Origin of the sequence: Nocardia brevicatena NBRC 12119 (assembly GCF_000308495.1) — a bacterium.
GTDB lineage: Bacteria > Actinomycetota > Actinomycetes > Mycobacteriales > Mycobacteriaceae > Nocardia > Nocardia brevicatena.
In genome coordinates, this window is the sequence record NZ_BAFU01000058.1 from 1 (window position 1) to 14,675 (window position 14,675).

Annotated in this window: 15 protein-coding genes; 9 read left to right on the forward strand and 6 right to left on the reverse strand. The window is 66.6% G+C overall.

From position 1 onward, the window contains the following. A partial coding sequence (locus ON20_RS14525; protein WP_040836224.1) for an SAM-dependent methyltransferase occupies positions 1 to 303 on the forward strand: 303 nt, incomplete at its 5' end. A gap of 24 nt (positions 304 to 327) precedes the next feature. On the opposite strand, the gene ON20_RS14530 is transcribed toward ON20_RS14525, so the two are convergent. Then, on the reverse strand, positions 328 to 654 hold the full coding sequence (locus ON20_RS14530) for a histone-like nucleoid-structuring protein Lsr2 (RefSeq protein WP_040836065.1): 327 nt from the start codon (positions 652 to 654) through the stop codon (positions 328 to 330). 342 nt (positions 655 to 996) lie between these two features. On the opposite strand from ON20_RS14530, the gene ON20_RS40270 reads away from it, so the two are divergent. The 4 genes from ON20_RS40270 (at position 997) to ON20_RS14545 (ending at position 4,134) form a co-directional block, all read left to right on the forward strand. Next, positions 997 to 1,248 carry an alpha/beta fold hydrolase gene (locus tag ON20_RS40270; protein ID WP_306306848.1) on the forward strand — a complete coding sequence of 84 codons (252 nt, stop codon included), beginning with the start codon at positions 997 to 999 and terminating at the stop codon, positions 1,246 to 1,248. Positions 1,249 to 1,381: 133 nt separating this feature from the next. Further along, positions 1,382 to 1,924 (forward strand): alpha/beta fold hydrolase, encoded by a 543-nt coding sequence (locus ON20_RS40275; RefSeq protein WP_306306849.1) that lies wholly within the window; start codon positions 1,382 to 1,384, stop codon positions 1,922 to 1,924. A 156-nt stretch (positions 1,925 to 2,080) separates the two neighbouring features. Continuing rightward, positions 2,081 to 2,563, forward strand: a complete 483-nt coding sequence (locus ON20_RS14540; protein WP_040836225.1) for a MarR family winged helix-turn-helix transcriptional regulator — start codon at positions 2,081 to 2,083, stop codon at positions 2,561 to 2,563. Then, positions 2,560 to 4,134 (forward strand): DHA2 family efflux MFS transporter permease subunit, encoded by a 1,575-nt coding sequence (locus tag ON20_RS14545; protein ID WP_040836066.1) that lies wholly within the window; start codon positions 2,560 to 2,562, stop codon positions 4,132 to 4,134. The genes ON20_RS14540 and ON20_RS14545 overlap by 4 nt, the downstream gene beginning before the upstream one ends. A gap of 111 nt (positions 4,135 to 4,245) precedes the next feature. Here ON20_RS14545 and ON20_RS14550 read toward each other — a convergent pair whose 3' ends face one another. After that, positions 4,246 to 5,445 carry an alpha/beta hydrolase family protein gene (locus ON20_RS14550; RefSeq protein WP_157228851.1) on the reverse strand — a complete coding sequence of 400 codons (1,200 nt, stop codon included), beginning with the start codon at positions 5,443 to 5,445 and terminating at the stop codon, positions 4,246 to 4,248. Positions 5,446 to 5,824: 379 nt separating this feature from the next. Here ON20_RS14550 and ON20_RS14555 point away from each other — a divergent pair, with 379 nt between their 5' ends. Then, positions 5,825 to 6,883, forward strand: a complete 1,059-nt coding sequence (locus ON20_RS14555; RefSeq protein WP_040836068.1) for a hypothetical protein — start codon at positions 5,825 to 5,827, stop codon at positions 6,881 to 6,883. 391 nt (positions 6,884 to 7,274) lie between these two features. Then, complete coding sequence (locus tag ON20_RS14560; RefSeq protein ID WP_218002526.1) at positions 7,275 to 7,565, forward strand: hypothetical protein; 291 nt, start codon at positions 7,275 to 7,277, stop codon at positions 7,563 to 7,565. Between the two features lie 37 nt (positions 7,566 to 7,602). Here ON20_RS14560 and ON20_RS14565 read toward each other — a convergent pair whose 3' ends face one another. From ON20_RS14565 to ON20_RS14575, 3 genes are all read right to left on the reverse strand, one after another. Then, positions 7,603 to 8,913: a sensor domain-containing diguanylate cyclase gene (locus ON20_RS14565; protein ID WP_245547238.1), complete on the reverse strand. Its 1,311-nt coding sequence runs from the start codon at positions 8,911 to 8,913 to the stop codon at positions 7,603 to 7,605. 191 nt (positions 8,914 to 9,104) lie between these two features. Beyond that, on the reverse strand, positions 9,105 to 10,208 hold the full coding sequence (locus tag ON20_RS14570; RefSeq protein WP_245547239.1) for a terpene synthase family protein: 1,104 nt from the start codon (positions 10,206 to 10,208) through the stop codon (positions 9,105 to 9,107). Positions 10,209 to 10,400: 192 nt separating this feature from the next. Continuing rightward, positions 10,401 to 10,883, reverse strand: coding sequence for an SRPBCC family protein (locus ON20_RS14575; RefSeq protein WP_040836071.1), 483 nt, complete (start codon positions 10,881 to 10,883; stop codon positions 10,401 to 10,403). A gap of 157 nt (positions 10,884 to 11,040) precedes the next feature. Between ON20_RS14575 and ON20_RS14580 the strand changes: the two genes are divergently transcribed. Continuing rightward, complete coding sequence (locus ON20_RS14580; protein ID WP_040836073.1) at positions 11,041 to 11,397, forward strand: beta-ketoacyl synthase N-terminal-like domain-containing protein; 357 nt, start codon at positions 11,041 to 11,043, stop codon at positions 11,395 to 11,397. A gap of 290 nt (positions 11,398 to 11,687) precedes the next feature. Then, complete coding sequence (locus tag ON20_RS14585) at positions 11,688 to 11,984, forward strand: hypothetical protein (RefSeq protein ID WP_040836074.1); 297 nt, start codon at positions 11,688 to 11,690, stop codon at positions 11,982 to 11,984. Positions 11,985 to 12,000: 16 nt separating this feature from the next. Here the strand turns inward: ON20_RS14585 and ON20_RS14590 are convergent, their stop codons facing one another. After that, complete coding sequence (locus tag ON20_RS14590) at positions 12,001 to 14,496, reverse strand: ABC transporter permease (protein ID WP_040836075.1); 2,496 nt, start codon at positions 14,494 to 14,496, stop codon at positions 12,001 to 12,003. Positions 14,497 to 14,675 lie beyond the last annotated feature (179 nt).

Below are 14,675 nucleotides of genomic sequence, written 5' to 3' on the forward strand. Positions count from 1 at the left end.
CTGCTCCCGGAAGGCTCATATCTCGCGATCAGCCACTTCTGGGATCCGGGTGAAGGCGCGGAGCGACATGAGCTCGCACTCGAGATGCAACATCGGTTCACCGAATGCGGTCTGGGGTCGGGATGGTTCCGCACCACCGAACGAATCGCCGAATACTTCGGAGACCTGGAGATCATCGAACCCGGTCTGGTCGAACTCGACGACTGGTGGCCCGCCGGCCCCCCGACCCGCCCCCGCTACCCCGAGGAGCGGATGATGATCGGCGGTGTCGGGTACAAACGGCCGGCCACCGCGGCATCGTAGAACCACCGCGCGAGCCGCTCGGGGCTATCCGTTTGCGCGGCGGTAGGCGGCGACGACATCCGTGGGGATGCGGCCGCGCTGCGATATCTCGTGTCCGCTGCGCCGCGCCCACTCTCGGATCACCATGGCCGAGGCCGGATTGCCGGATTTGTCCTGCCGGCTCCGCCGCGGGCGACCGATCCTGCGGGCGAACGGCGTCCATTTCCCGAAGACCGCGCGTATTTCCCGCGCATTGGCCTCGGACAGGTCGATTTCGTACGTAACGCCTTCGAGTGCGAACAACACGGTCTCGACAGCCGGCGACTCACCGTCGAGGTCATCGATCAAACTGATGACGACCTTGCGCGCCATGGATTTACTCCCTCCGCTCCCCAAATGACTTGTCACACCTGACACCAACCACCCCGACGGCTGTGAGGACCGGGCCTGCCCGCAGCACCGGTACAGCGACGACGTCTGGGGACAAGTGAGCATACAGGTAGCACACGGCACCCCGTGCCCGGGGCAGACCATCGCCCGCAGAGTCCAACGACCCAGCGGGCCGCGAATTCTCACGCTCCCGGCCCCGACCGTGGGATCGCCCGCTCGACGCCGTGTGGGGACTCGGGGCCCTACTACCGTAGGACGGCGGCACGGATACGGTGACCGGGGTCATACCCTTCGGAGCTCAACGGGTGAGAGAGGAACGACGCAATGGCCGCGAACGGGATGGAACCGGAATTCCTCGAGCTCGAACTGCCGCATCTGCGGATGACCGCACTGGCCTGGGGCGACCCGGCCGGCAGGTTGGCGTTGTGTCTGCACGGATTCCCGGACAGCTCATGGACGTGGCGGTTCCTTGGTCCGGCTCTGGCGGCGCGCGGATTCCGGGTGGTCGCACCGTTCACCCGGGGCTACGCCCCACCGCTATTCCCGAGGACGGCGACTTCCATATCGGCGCCCTGATGTTCGACGCACTGGCGGTGTACCGCCGACTCGACACTCCACGCGATGCCGTGCTGATCGGACACGACTGGGGGGCATTGACCACCAATGCTCTTGCCGCGCATCCGGGCTGCCCGTCACCCGGGTGGTCTCGATGGCTGTGCCCCCGATCCCGGCACTGCGCCCGAGTCGCACCGCGGGCCTGAAACAGCTCGGGGTGTATCTGCGACAGGCCCGGTTCAGTTGGTACATCGCCTTCGTCCAGTTCCCAGGGGTGGCCGAACGTTCCCTGGATCGATTGATCCCGCGTTTGTGGCGCGACTGGTCGCCCGGATATCCGGCCCGGGAGGACATCGCCCATACCTTCGCGGCTCTGCCCACCCCCGAGCATCGGACGGCGGCGTTGTCCTACTATCGGGCCTTCGCGCAGGTGACCCGACGTCCGGCGGCACCGTATGCGCAGCTGCACCGGTCCTGGGACCGGGCGTCGGGAGTGCCCATGCTGTATCTGCACGGCCACCACGACCACACCCTGCATCCGGCGCTCACCGCATCGGTCGCCGATGTGTTGCCCCGCGGCAGCCTGGTCGAGACCGTCGACGACGCCGGGCATTTCCTCCACTTGGAACAACCCGATACCGTCGCCGCTCTCGTGTCCTCATTCCTCGGTCGAGCGGGTGCCGAGACGGACGACTGAGCGGACCGGAGCGGGCCACGGCCCATCCGGAGAGCCACCACCCGGCGCGCCGGGCAATCGACGAGCGAATGATTCGAGGCTCATTCGCATATGATTCCACTCACACACGCGATTGTCGCGCTTCCGCAACTATTGCGCCGGCCATATGCTCGCACCGTGGCGAACGAGACGGACGTGGGCACGATCATCGAGCGTTTCGTCCTGGGTATCTGCGGTACGGCCGAGAGCGCGGCAGCCGGTCGGCTGGCAGAGCTGGATCTACCGCTATCGCAGGCACGGGTCCTTTTCCTGCTCAGTCGATATGATCACCCGCTGCCGATTCACACCATCGCCGAAGAGCTCACCCTGTCGATGACCGCGGCAGGGCGCAATGTCGATCGTCTGGTCGGTCTGGGACTGCTCACTCGGGAGGAATGTCCCGGGGATCGGCGAGTCAAGCTGGTCGGTTTCACCGAGGATGGCCATAGAATCGTCTGCGATCAGATGGCCGTGCACCGCGCGACAATCGACGCCTTCGTCCACAAGCTCCCCGACACACTACGAGACGACCTGCGGGCCGTTCTCTCCGCTGTGCTCGACTCCGGGGCCCTCACAACGTCGTGGCATGCCCCCTCCACACCACCAGGAGACACCCTGTGAACCAACCCAGCCCTGCCGCGACCGCGTCCGGGGCGCCCGACAGAATCGACAGCTCCGTCCTGAAACTGGCGGGCGTCGTCGTACTCGGCGCCATCATGTCGGTCCTCGACATCACGGTCGTGAACGTCGCGATGCCGACATTTCAGACCGAATTCGATGTCGCCAACTACTCCACGGTGGCCTGGACGGTCACCGCCTACACCCTCGCCCTGGCCACCGTCATCCCGTTGACCGGCTGGGCCGCCGACCGGTTCGGTACCAAACGTCTCTATATCACCGCGCTCGCACTGTTCACGAGCGGTTCGGTGCTGTGCGCGCTGGCCTGGAGCATCCAGGCTCTCATTACGTTTCGGGTGATCCAGGGCTTCGGCGGCGGCATGCTCATGCCGCTGGGTATGACGATCCTGACCCGCGCCGCCGGGCCCGAGCGGATGGGCCGGCTGATGGCGATCATGGGTGTGCCGATGCTGCTGGGCCCCATCCTCGGCCCGATCCTCGGCGGCTGGCTCATCGAGGACGCCTCATGGCACTGGATCTTCCTGATCAATCTGCCGATCGGCGCCATCGCCATCGTCTACGCCATGATCGTCATGCCCAAGGACGAAACCCAGCCCAGCGAATCGTTCGACTTCGTCGGAATGCTGATGCTGTCGCCCGGCCTGGCCCTGCTCCTGTTCGGCGTCTCGTCGATTCCGGAGGAAGGCACGGTCAACACGCCCAAGGTATGGGCGACCATGCTCATCGGCGGCGCGCTGGTAATCGCTTTCGTGTTCTACTCGTTCAAACCAGAGCATCCGCTGCTGGACCTGCGGCTGTTCAAGAACCGCGATCTGACCATCGCCACCATCACCATGTTCCTGTTCTCCGCGTCGTTCTTCGGGGGTCTGCTGCTCATCCCCACCTACTTTCAGCAGGTGCGGGCCGAAAGCGCACTGATGGCGGGTCTGCTGGTGGCCCCGCAGGGTCTGGGTTCGCTGCTCACGATGCCGCTGGCGGGTGCACTGGTGGACAAGATCCCGGTGGGCCGGGTCGTGCCGATCGGGCTCGGGCTCATCACCCTCACCATGTTCGGACTCACCCGGATCGAGGCCGACAGCTCCTATGTCTATGTGCTCGGAGTGCTGTTCGTCATGGGCCTCGGTATGGGTCTGACGATGATGCCGCTGATGACCGCCGCACTGCGCACGCTCACCGAGAGCGCCGTGGCCCGCGGGTCGACCCTGCTGAACATCATCCAGCAGATCGCCAGCTCCGTCGGTGTCGCCGTGATCTCGGTGGTGTTGACCAACACGATGAAGGGTTCCGAGGCGGTCACGGCGGCCCGGACGCTGATGGAGGCGGAGAAGACCGGCAGCCGGCCGGATCCATCGGTGCTGCAGTATGTGGCCGGCCTCGGCGACAAGTTCGAAGCGGTGGTGCTCGGCGATATGACCAACGCCTATACCACCAGCTTCTGGGTGGCATTCGTGCTCTGCGTCATCACCTTCGGCGCCTCGTGGTTGCTGCCGCGTAAGGCCGACGAGACCGCCAAGTCCGAATCGGACGCCCCGGCGCCGCTGCTCATACACTGAGCCGAAACGGATCCGAATCACCGCCCGTCCGCGCCCACCGGTCGCGGGCGGGCGGTGCCGTTTCCGGACTCTCTCGGGAGGCGAGGCCCGATATGGCTCTCCTCCGCGGATTCAGCGGGGAGGGACCAACTGCTGGAACCAGTCCAGAATCCGCGGCAGCGCCACACCCGCGGTGGCCCCGTGGTCGATATCGCCCAGATCGACGAGTTCGGCCCCAACACCCAGCGGTTCCCGCATGCACCGACGGGCATTCTCGTACGGCACACTGCGATCGCCTGTGGCGGCGTAGAGCCGAACCGGGACCTCGGGCACCCAATCGCAGCCGATATCGCTGTCGTCCATCGCTCGCGCTGCCGCCCCATCGGGATCCCGAGCCCAGTCGATGTAGCGCGGGGTGAGCAGTTCCGCGGGCGTCGCCGGCAGGTTCAAAGCGATGTCCACGAGGCCGTGCGTACCGTCGAACAACCGTTCCACCCGACCCGCGAACGGCGGGCGGAAGGCCTCGGTCGGATCGTCGTAGAAGTGGTAGATGCCGTTCATCGCGGTGATCCAGTAGGCGAGATAGATCACTGCCGCACGCGGGGTGACCCGACCGTCCAACGCCGCGGGCGCCTGCGCGTGCCGCACATCATAGGGGCCGCTCACCGCCGCCACCGCCGCCGGCGCGAACCCGGGCACTTTTCCGTCCCGAAGTTCTCGACCCAGGGCCACCGCCGCCTGCCCGCCCTGCGAGAAACCCGTCACCAGCACATTGCCGTCGAGCTCGTGTCCCTCCCGGGCCACCAGGGTGCGGGCCGCCCGCAACAGGTCCACCGACGCGGTCGCCTCGGTGGGGGCATGCGCGTACGGGTGCCGGCCGGGCCCGGTGCCCAGGCCCAGATAGTCAGGGGCGACAACCGCGTAACCGGCGGCGGCGAACATCACGGCACGGGCCCGTTCGGTTTCTCCGGCGGCCGACGGCGCCTCGTCCCTGCGCACGATGGTGCCGTGCTCGTAGCCCACCACCCGCAGGCGGTGGGTATCGGTACGGGGCAGCACCACCAGTCCGCTCGCGGTGGTCTCGACTCCCCGCGGGTCGACGGTGGTATACACGACCCGGTACGCGGAGACACCGTTGGCCACCGACGTGGTGTCTCCGTGCTCCGACAGGTATGCGGCGGTCTGTTCCGCCGTCAACCGCAACACCGACGTCACCGAGACGGTCTCTCCCCGTACGACCCCCGAGGGCGCCTCGGGCCGATAGACGCTCGAACCGCTCACCAGCGCCAGCACGCCGATCACCGCCAGTACCGCCGACAGCGCCCTGCGCACCGGTCTCGTTCCTTTCCGCGCCGTGGTCTCGTGGTCCGAGTTCACCGTGCGCCCACGCTACCGAACGGCGGCCGCCTGTCGACCACACGCTCTACCGCGGGCAGTGCCCGACATGTAGACGGAGCCGAAGGACACCTGGAAAACCGACTGTCCGACCGGGAATTGTGGATTCGATTCGATACCGAACACGAGTGCTGCGCCGAACGGTTCCGCAGATGTGAGTGCGGAGATTCGGCCGCCGGCCGAGCGGCGTCAAGCGGTGCGGCACCCGATCGCCCTGTGCCCTGTGGTGAACCGTCTCGTCGACCTCGCCGAGGCGGAAGCGTCGAATGGCCCCGCATCGAATTCCCACTGGTGGTAGGACTTTTACACTGAATTGATGGTAAAGCCCACACCGTGGGGAAGGACCACGGCCGACCGCGGCGCCGACGGGCCCGATCCCGAGCAGACCCTCGCCGCCGAGGCGGCGCACGCTGCCGTCGCCGAACGCGCCGGACGCCACCGAGCCGCAGTGCGCGCCGGTATGGTCGGACTGTTGGCCAGGGCGGACGATGTCCGGAGGTCGCCCCGGCTGGCCGGAAAATGGGGCTATGTGATGGCCGCCATCGGGTTGATCATCACCTTTGTGCTGATGTTCCAGCACTGGATGGTCGCGAAGGGCCCCGACGGATCCGCCGCCGCCAACGCGTTCGGCCGTATCGACGCCCAAACCAAATACCTCACTGTCTGGTCCAAATACGGACCGAACCACACCGCGAATCTCACCGGTTTCTGGGCGGTCGCCACCAGCGCCGCCATCGCGGTCACCGTCTTCGCGGTGGCCCTCTACATCATCACCAACTCCGAGACCCTCGCCCGCACGGCGACGATCGCCACGGTTGTCGCAGCCGTCCTCGTGGTCTCCACGGTGCTTTATCTGACGCTCAGACAGAAGCATCTGAAGGCCATGACCGCGCGTCGCTGGGATCTGGGCGGCCAGTTCGGTTCGCTGATCAACTGGGCTTTCAACAATGGTGACCTGGTGCTACCGGGCATGCACGAGACACAATACGTGGCCACCGGTGCGCTCACCCCATCGGCCGTGGCGGCCCTTGTGATCTCCACCGGTTCGGCCGTCATGGCGCTCGCCCAGTGGTGGCGCTCTCACCCGAACACTACCGCCGGGGCGGCACCGTGGCGGGTCACCATGCCTTGGCGGATCAATATCACCCGGACGTCCTCCACTCGGATGAGCGCCTCGCAGGACACGGATGAGAAACAGCCCGCCGACGCGCCGGAAGCGGCAGGCGACACGAAAAGCCCGGCGGCTCCGAAACCTCCGGCGGCAGAGGAACCGGCAACAGATCCGCCGGACGCACCCGCACCGCGTAGCGCCGAAGAGTCGAAGGAATCCGATACGTCGGCCGCTACCCGATCCGACGAACCGAAACTCGAGTAGCGTCGAACCGAACGCCCGTTATCCGTCTCCGGTGCCCCCATCGCAGCCGGAACCGGGCTCGACCGGGATATCATTACGCGCCGGTCGCGGCACCCACGTACAGTGGGACACCGCCGCTACGAAGGCGTATCCACCAGAGGTTGTCGTATGCCGGGACGAACCGGTGACCTCGGCACCGGCACCCCACGCGACACGACCCGCCACCATACCGAAACGTATGCGGCGCAACACCTCACCCGGCGTATACCATCCAGCGACCCACTATCCCGCTCGAGCGATCGCGAGGCATATGTACGGCTATCCCGACCAGGTTCCCCTCCACCACCGGCCCGCGCCCTATCCCGTCGCGGAGCAACGTTCCGAACCGGTTCCGCCACCTCGACCGCTCGATATGGCCGTCAGCGCGCTCCTGTGGCTGCTCCCGGCATTCCTGGCCATGGTCTCGGCGGTAATGGCGCCGTGGTTCCTGCTGGCGGGCGGGGTATGTGAAGCGAAGCCGTCCTGTACCGCCGATCCCACGCTGGGCGGATGGGTGATCGTGGGGGGTGGGGTCATCGGTTTCCTGCTGGGCGCCTCGGTGTCCGCGATCGCCGCGCGTAACGGTCGGCCGATGTATCCCGGGGCGCTGCTCGGGGTGACGCTCGTCCTGATGGCCTGGCTGGTGGGTTCGCTGCTCATGTAGCGGGGCCTGCTTTCCCGCCGCGACCCGAGCCTGTTCGTCAGCGGGCGTCGGGTCGCGCCCGGGGAACCTGCGTGTCGAGGGTGTGCAGCACCCACTGTCCCTTGCCGTTGTTCTTGGCGTGATAGAGACCGGTGTCGGCCGCGTCGAAGAGCGCTTCGGCGGTACCGTCGACGACGGTTGTCACAACCGCGCCGATACTGGCGGAGATCGACAGCTGGTAGGCGCCGATCTCGATGGGTTCGGCCAGGGCGTCCAGCAACCGGTTCGCCACTTCGGCCACGGACGTGTCATCGGCGGGTGGCGGGATCAGCGCGACGAACTCGTCACCGCCGATCCGGGAGACCACACATCCCGAGCCGTGCACGCTCTCGTGCAGCCGCTGCGCGACAGCGGTCAGGACGCGGTCGCCCACCCCATGGCCATAGTGATCGTTGACGTCCTTGAACCGGTCGAGGTCGACGAAGCACAGGCCGATATGGTCCTCGCTGCCCGCCGCCGCGATCGTGGCGTCGAGAAGTTCAAGCAGGTGACGCCGGTTGGGTAGGCCGGTGAGCGGGTCGCGGCGGGCCTGTAGGCGTAGTTCCTCCCGCATACGGTGTTGTTCGGTGACGTCCTCCCCCACCGCGAGCAGGTAGTCGGACTGTCCCGAGTCGCCCTTGACGAAGGTGATGGAGAACGAGGCCCAACCGTAGCTGCCGTCGGCGCGGCCGATCCGTTGCTCCAATTTCACCGTGCCCTTGCCGGACGGTACGAGGTCGCTGTACACCATGCGTCGGATCCGCTCCCGATCCTGCGGATGCGCGAAGTCGTACACCGAGATACCGCGCAGCGCATCGACGGATACCCCGATCATGTCGGCGAGCCCGCGGTTGGCGTCCAGCAGATTCCCGTCGGTATCGCCGATGGCGATGGCCACGGCCGCGTTCTCGAAGACTACGCGGAACCGTTCGTCGGCCGAGCGGTCGGTATCGGGCAGGACCGGATCGGCCGGATGGGTGTCCGGGTTACGCAGCGCCTGCCGTCGCGCCTCGAAACCGGAGCCCATGGCCGCCAGCAACGCCCCTAATCGCCGGCTCGACTCGGGATTATCCGGATCGGCCAGTCTGCTCAAGGTCAGCGCCGACACCGTGAGCACGGCATCGGCGGCCAGACCCGCCGTCACCAGCGCGGCACCCACCTGTGCACCCACCTCGGCACGGAACGGCTCGACCGCCAGCGCCGCGTCGAGCTGATCGACTGCGCGTTCCAGCAGCGGCCCGGCCTCCCGCGCAGGTCCTGAGAATCCGCAGACGGTCGCCAGAGCCTGCGACCAGGACCGCGCCACTTCGCGGCGCTCGGCCTCCTCCACCACAACCTTCCGTCGTCCGTACCCCGTATCGCCCTACCGACCCGAACCGCGGCCATCGCATACCCCGCGGCTCATAAGAACTTAGCGTACCCAAAGGTACCGACCGGAACAGGACACAATTACCTCGGAGACTTCCCACCCGAGGTCGGTCGCCGGCGTGAGATGTCTTGGCCGGCGACCGACCGCGCAGGTCAGCTCGGTGCGTTTTCCACGAAGACGCTCGCACCCTTGTAGCGCGAGGTTGTGATCTGCCACGCCCAAGTGGCCTGGACACAGGCGACAAGGTCGGCGAGATGTACGCGCAGCACGGCCGCGAGGTCGTCGGCGGCGCCGGTGCACCGTTCGAAGATCCGATCATGCAACCGCCGGAACTCGTCGAGGCGGTCGCGGACGATCCCGGCGGCCTCGTGCACAGCCTCGGACAGCCCTGCCCCCGGCCGGTTGACCAGGCAGATCGGAATCAGATTGAAATCCGACCGGTCGACTATGCACTCCTTCTCGAAGGAGAACATATCGTTCATCAGCGCCCCGATCTCCGCCGTCAGTACCCGCAGCCGCCGCAGATCGTCCGCGATACCGACGACGGTGAGACGATCCCAGGGCAGATAGGCGTCCTGGCCGAATTCACACAGTGCGATCGCCGGGTACATACCGGAGACCTCGGCTCGTAGATCGATGTATTCGGCCACGCTGAGAACATCGCCGCGCGAGCGGGCGTTCTGATCGCGGATGGCGGTTCGCAGATGCTCCACCGTGGACTCCAAGAATCCCTCGAGCCATCGCGGGTCGGCCAGACCGGACAGGCGGGCCAGAAAGTCCTGGGTCGCCGTCTCCAGCGGGCTCGGAGCAGCGGGCGCCGCACCGTCTTCCAGAAGCCGACACATCCGGTCGGCCGCGATCCGAGCCCGTTCCTGCTCGACCGAGTCCAGATGCCCGAACTTCTCCCGTCCAACCGTATCGTTGAGCCAGAAGAGGATCGCATTGAACAGCCCGATGATCGTCAGCCGTTCGGCGGTGACAGCCCCCGGATGCAGATACGGTGTCATGCTGTTGTAGTGCGGGCCGCCCGGTTCGAGCCATATGCTCTGCGCGCGGCAGATTCTCTCGACCTCGGCGCACGCCTCCGGCCCGAACGGGCTGGGGGCGAAACCACGGCAGTATTCGGCGATATCGCATTCCGGCGTGCTGAACAAGGCCCGTAACGACCACTGGGCACCCGTGCGCACGAAGGATTCGTGCTGCGCACGCATACCCACGATTTCACGCTCGAGCGCCGATGTGTATTGTCCGACCACAACGACTCCCTTCAAACGAACAACCCTCTGATTGTCATCCAGGTGGCCGCAGTACACCAGCGCGTGACCGATCAGCGGTACTGTGTAACCCGTTCGGCGCGTTACCGATTCATCGGGTGGTCCGCGACATGGTGAGCGGTCCGCCCCGGTCGGATGGGTGGCCGGGGCCCCGACCGAGCGAGCGGGAGAGCGCTACGAGTTCCGCCCCGGAACGATGTTGCGGTCGGTATGGCGCCGCAGATTGCTCAGGAATCGCCGAAACATCGCGTCCATCACGGGACCCGCGACCGGCGCCGTGAAGCGAGCGGGACCCGTGAGCCGCTGGGCCGGCGTCCAGATGAGACGACATCCGGTGTCGGTGGCTTCGATCCGGTAGTCCTCGGCGAAGGCGGCGACGGCACGAGTGGAGCATTCGTCGAATCGGAATGCCATATGGCTGTCGGGTTCCCAGGCCAGGAATTCCTCGCTGCCGACGATCCCACCGCGCATGCCCACCAACCGAGTGGTGCCGACCCCACGGGGTTCGGGGCTGGTCCAGGTCACCCGGGCGATCACGCTCGCCCACCGCGGCCAGGACTCCGCATCGGCGAGGACCTCGAAGAGCTGCGCCGGGGTCACCGCGATGTCCACGCGGACCTCGCTGGCATCGGGGCCGGCGTCGGAGCGGCTCCGGATCTGTTACACGCTTCTGACGTTCGCGTCGGTTTGTTCCCGGCGCCGCCCGTGGGAACAGCTCCCTCGATGACCGAGAACTCCTGCTCTGCAGCGCTATTCGATCATTTCCCGATCGGGAAACAGCGACTTAGGTCACCCGAATTCGGAAGGACGAGGAATGTCGGACATCGCCATCGTCGGTATTGGTTGCCGCTTCGGCGGGGGGATCGATTCACCGGAATCGTTTGGAGAATTCGTGGTCGACAAACGTGACGCCGTCGTCGAAATCCCCGAGGACCGTTGGGACTATCGGCACTACTACGACCCGAATCGGCGGGTTCCGGGCCGCAGCTACACCAAACACGACGCCTTCATGACCAGCAACTCGTGGGAATTCGATCCCGACTTCTTCGGTATCTCACCCCGCGAGGCGGTTGGTATGGCGTGCCAAGCGCTGGAGAACGGTGACTGCACGGTGGCCATGGCGGGCGGAGTGAGCGTCATGCTGCAGCCCCAGGCCTTCTGGCTCTATTGAGCGGCATGTTCTTCCGAGCGCATACGCTCGGCGGCAGCACGGTCATGTTTCGGCGATCGTGGTCGTCGCTTTGGGCATGGCGGTACTGATGTTGACGCTTCCCGACCCGACCGGACGCCGATACGACCACCGCGGCACCGCAGAGGGCCGTACTCAATCTGCTCAGCGAGGCGGGAATCCGATATACCTTCGACTACAAGACATTTCGAGGCATCTATGGGTGCGACGATGACCAGCGGCGGGAATGGTACGAGTCCGAACTGCGGTCGATCGCCGACCACAGCCGCGGCATGGTGACCATCACAAACGTCCGACTCGTCCACAACGATGTCGAGGACGACACGGAATGGGAGCTCCGGTTCGACTCCAATGGCGTCACCGACTCGTGGCCGGTTCATCCCGGCGATGACGAGCACGTGGAAGCGTCACTTGTCTTCTCCACCTACCTCACCGGGATCCACACCGGCGTCGTCGAACGATTCTGTTTCGTGAACCCGCCGTACAAAAACGGCGGCGGGGAAGCCGTTTTCGGGGTTCCGGAAGCGCTCAACCGGCTGGGTGCGCATTTCGGTCTCACCTTCGAGTAGGGGTCCGTGCCGCCGTTCAGTCGACCGCGAGTGCCTGCACGATCGGCATCCGTGCGGCCCGCAGAGCGGGTGGTATGGAACCGATGAGCGCCAAAACCATCGCGATCACCCCATAGGCCGGCAACAGCACACTCGGCTCGTAGACGATGTCGATACTCGTCGCGTGTCCGATGGCGACGGTGCTCAGGTATTGCACACCGGTGCCCAGCGCGATTCCCATGGCGGTGCCGACGAGTCCGATACCCGCGGCCTCGGCCAGTACCGACCGCAGCAGGAATCCGCGGCCGGTGCCCATGGCACGCAGGACCCCGATTTCTCGGCGGCGTTCCAGCACCGACAGCATGAGGGTGTTCACCAGCGCCACAGTGGACACCAGCATCACGATCCACAGAATGGACGAGCTGAGCTCCGCGCCCTGCCGCACGCTACCCGATACCGCGGCGACGGCCTCGGCTCCGGAGCCGATATGGAACTCCTCGGGTACGACCTGCCGCATGGCCGCACGCACCGTCTCGGGATCGGCACCGGGTTCGAGATCGACGGCGAGCACCGTTTCGCCGGGCCGGTCGTACCATTCGCGCAGTTGGTCCAAGCCCATCATGACCACACCCGAGATCGCCGTGAAATACGGGACCACTTGCAGGACCCGTACGGTGTGTTCGCCGGTCGGGGTGGGCAGGTTCAGGTCGGCACCCGCCTCCACACGTAGGGCGCGCGCGACGTCACGGGAGATCACCATGCCTTCCCCGGCGACCATACGGGTGACGATATCGTCATCGATCTCGGTGCCCAGCCGGCGGCTGTCGCTGCCGGTCGGATAACCCTGCAGCATCACCCGTCCCGCACCGAGGGTGGCGAACGCCATCTGTGCCGGATGGGCGGCGGCCACCCCGGGAACCGCGGCCACCTTCTCCCGCAGGTCGGCGGGTAGCAGCGGGCCGGTCGGGAACTGCTCCATCGAGCCCGGAGTCACCCAGAACGCGGTATTGCCGAGGTTCTGAAATCCCGCGGTGGCCGAATCCACCATATTGCGGGAGGCATTGCCCACCGCGACCACCGCCGCGACACCCATCAGCACGGTCATCACGGTCGCCCACACTCGCCGCGGCGCACGTTCCAGAGTGGTCGCCCCGAGCGCGCCGGGGGCGCCGAACAGCCGGGCGATGGCCCCGGCCGCCCGGACGATCGGCCCGGTTGCGGCGAAACAGAGCACGATCGCCGCGGTGAACGAGATGGAGATCGAGATCAGCGACCAGGGGCCCAGGTCGGTCCAGGCGACGAGGACGGCGGAAACGACCAGGACCCCGCCGCCGATCAGAGACGCCCATCGCAGGGGCGCGCTCGCGGTATCGGTTTCGGCCGTGCCGATCGGGGCGAGCGCCTCGACCGGTTCCACCTTGTACACCGCCCGCGCCGCCAGCGCGGCGGCCGTCACCGTGGCGATCACACAGGCCGCGATCGCCGCCGGTACGGCATACCAGGGCACCATGTATTCGGTCCGCGCCTCCACCGACTGCATGATCGCCGCCGGTAGCCGCTCGATCGCAGTCCGACCCATGACGATTCCGATCAGCGCGCCCAGTCCGCCGCCCATGACACCGAGCAGCGCCGCCTCGACGAGCAGATCGCGCACCATCGGCCCCCGTTTGCCGCCGATGGCCCGGAGCATGGACAAGGTCGGGCGGCGTTGCGCGATCGCCATCGCCATCGCGTTGTAGATGAGGAACGCCGAGACGATCAGCGCCCCGACCGAGGCCAAGAGCGAGGAGTACCGCACGATCGTCACGGCGCCGGCGGCCTGGGCGGTGCGCATGGCGGGATCGGCGACCACGGCACGGCCGCCGACGGTCTCGGTCAGTGTGGTGCGCAGTTCTTCGACATCGGCACGCAGTCCCGGAATGATCTGCACCGAATCGAGCCGCCCCTCCCGACCGGTCAGATGCTGGACCAGCGGTAGCGGCCCGGCGATGATGTGACCGCCGTTGAGCTCGCCCGCTTCCCCGTCGAGAAAACCGGCCACCGTGGCGGTTCCGGAGCAGAGGGGGAAGGTGTCGCCCTCCCGGTATCCGAATGCCGGGCCGACCAACACTCCGTTGGGCACGGTCGCCAGTTTCCGCATCGGGTCGCCGATGAGCGATCCGGTGAGGTCGCCACCCAGGGCCGCGATACGGGTGTCGGCGCCGATCAGCAGCGCCCGATCGTCGCCGGCGCCGACCTGCACACGCAGCATCGGTACCGCTGTCGCGACGCCGGAGGTCTCCTCGATCGGCTTCAGCAGTTCCTCGCCGAAACCGGCGTCGGTGATACCGCTGATCTCGAGTGCGGCCCTACCGCCGAGACCGTTGACGAGTTCGTCGACCGAACCGGTCACCGATCCGGCGATACTGAGCACCGCCACCAGCAGCGAGCCCGACACTGCCATCACCGTCAGTGACATCAGGGTGCGACCGCGGTGGATGAACAGGTCGCCGAGGTTGAACAGCCTGAGGCGATCCCATGCCGCCGCGATCATGCACCGACCACCCGTACCGCTTGCTCGCCGACCGGCCCCCGACCACCGCCGTGGACCGCACCCCTGTGTCGTTTCACCTTCATCACTCCATCACGGTTCCGACCCCATCGCCGGCGCTCCGCTGATCTTCGCGCATAGACCGCCGTCACACCATGCGGCCGGCAATCGGTTACCGGTTC

What these genes read in the sequence shown, in the direction of transcription:
- ON20_RS14590 (WP_040836075.1), bottom strand. Translation starts at nt 14,496, where the DNA reads ATGATCGCGGCGGCATGGGATCGCCTCAGGCTGTTCAACCTCGGCGAC.
- ON20_RS14560 (WP_218002526.1), top strand. Translation starts at nt 7,275, where the DNA reads ATGGCCGTCAGCGCGCTCCTGTGGCTGCTCCCGGCATTCCTGGCCATG.
- ON20_RS40275 (WP_306306849.1), top strand. Translation starts at nt 1,382, where the DNA reads ATGGCTGTGCCCCCGATCCCGGCACTGCGCCCGAGTCGCACCGCGGGC.
- ON20_RS14530 (WP_040836065.1), bottom strand. Translation starts at nt 654, where the DNA reads ATGGCGCGCAAGGTCGTCATCAGTTTGATCGATGACCTCGACGGTGAG.
- ON20_RS40270 (WP_306306848.1), top strand. Translation starts at nt 997, where the DNA reads ATGGCCGCGAACGGGATGGAACCGGAATTCCTCGAGCTCGAACTGCCG.
- ON20_RS14555 (WP_040836068.1), top strand. Translation starts at nt 5,825, where the DNA reads ATGGTAAAGCCCACACCGTGGGGAAGGACCACGGCCGACCGCGGCGCC.
- ON20_RS14585 (WP_040836074.1), top strand. Translation starts at nt 11,688, where the DNA reads ATGGTGACCATCACAAACGTCCGACTCGTCCACAACGATGTCGAGGAC.
- ON20_RS14580 (WP_040836073.1), top strand. Translation starts at nt 11,041, where the DNA reads ATGTCGGACATCGCCATCGTCGGTATTGGTTGCCGCTTCGGCGGGGGG.